This window comes from Pedobacter agri PB92 (assembly GCF_000258495.1).
Classification (GTDB): domain Bacteria; phylum Bacteroidota; class Bacteroidia; order Sphingobacteriales; family Sphingobacteriaceae; genus Pedobacter; species Pedobacter agri.
Genome location: NZ_AJLG01000322.1, coordinates 1 through 1,600 on the forward strand (window position 1 = coordinate 1; position 1,600 = coordinate 1,600).

The following is a 1,600-nucleotide window of genomic DNA, read 5'->3' on the forward strand; positions in this document are numbered from 1 at the left end:
AAACAAAACTCCCAGCTTAAAATTTTCTATTAAAGGAACTGCGTTGGCTTTGACATTGCATTCCGAAAAATTTGTTAGGCTGGATTTTAGTAGAACGATTTTTAGTGCTTTGGCCTTTCAATATGCAAATAGCGTGTGCACCCAAACTTTCAACCTTTAACCTTTAACTGTCAACTCAAAACCCGAAACCTTAACCCCTCCAATATCACTCGATTTATAGGCACTTTCTACAACCGCCATCGTTTGAATTACATCTTCAACGCTGGTTTGCAGCACTGCTGCGCTTCCCTCATTGAATCTCATTAGATTTGCCATTGTGCCAATAAAAGCTTCAGGAAACCAAGAGCCATCTAACTTTACCGTTTGCCACTCATGCGCTTTCCCTTTTTCAACAATACAATATTCAAAAACATCCGGAACGCCATGAGGATAATCCATCAACAAACCAATTTTTGCTACGATTGCGCCGTTGGTTCCCTCCCATTTGATATAACTTTCCTGGTGGTTCGGACCGAAATCATGGTCGTGGTTGGTGTTGATGACCGCATGCATCGTATCGCCATAATCAAATAAAATCGTCGAACGGGATGACGATAAATCTTTCGCTGGATGCTTCAAGGTTTTTGCTAAAACACTTTGCGGATTGCCCAAAAAAGAGCGAATTAAATCTACATAGTGAATGCTGTGGTATTGAATTTCCAATCTCGGATGAATGATGACGTGAGGAAAAATTTCCCATGGCGTTTTAATGGTTACGCGAACTTCCATATCATACAGTTCACCGATTAAACCCTTATCAATCAAATATCTTGCAGCGCTTACAAACGGGGCGAAACGCAACTGAAAGTTTATTGCTGCTTTTAAATTTTTCGCCTTGCATAATTCCAAAATTTCATTGGCCTGAGCAAAATCATCGCCCATTGGCTTTTGAATTAAAACCGCGCTTCCATCAGGTAATTGATTTAAAGCATCAATATATTGCGCCGGCATGGTAGTTAAATCATAAACTGCGTTTTCCGGCGCATTGGCTACAGCTTCTGCCACCGTATTAAACACATTTGGAATGCCAAAGGTATCTGCTAATTTCTGCGCCCTTTCTCTAGTTCTGTTTACAATTCCAAAAACTTCAAAACCTGCAATTTTATAAGCTGGCAAATGCGCATCGGCAACAATTCCGCCTGCTCCAATGATGATAATGGGCTGCTTCGTTTCTGGTAATTCTGGCTTATACTTTATATCAATACTCATTTATCAATTTCGTTAATTTGGTTTTGGGCAAGCTGAATCAATTCCGAACTTGGCGTATCGGTATTGATGGCCTGCAAAACCATTTTATCAATTATCGCTGCAATAGCAGCCCAATTCTGTTTTTGAGGAAGTGTTTTTGCCACTTCATGAAGCTGTTCTAATTTATGATAATAAGGTATGGCTTTATTGATTTCACTATCTTTCCATGTTGAGATTCTGCAACCAATTCCACCCTCCAAAGTCAGCTGCTTGTCTTGTTCTTCAGCCAGTGCGAAACGAAGAAAATCGTATGCGACTGCTTTATTTCTACTGCCTTTGGCGATGGTATAAAGCCAATATACAGTGTGTACGT

1 protein-coding gene and 1 pseudogene are annotated in these 1,600 nt (G+C 40.1%); both read right to left on the minus strand.

Translation table 11 applies throughout. The features are described from left to right. Positions 1 to 156 precede the first annotated feature (156 nt). Positions 157 to 1,248, minus strand: coding sequence for a Gfo/Idh/MocA family protein (locus tag ON09_RS23625; protein WP_010603541.1), 1,092 nt, complete (start codon positions 1,246 to 1,248; stop codon positions 157 to 159). Beyond that, positions 1,245 to 1,600, minus strand: a pseudogene (locus ON09_RS23630) (sugar ABC transporter substrate-binding protein); the annotation flags it as partial. The gene ON09_RS23625 and the pseudogene ON09_RS23630, both read right to left, overlap by 4 nt.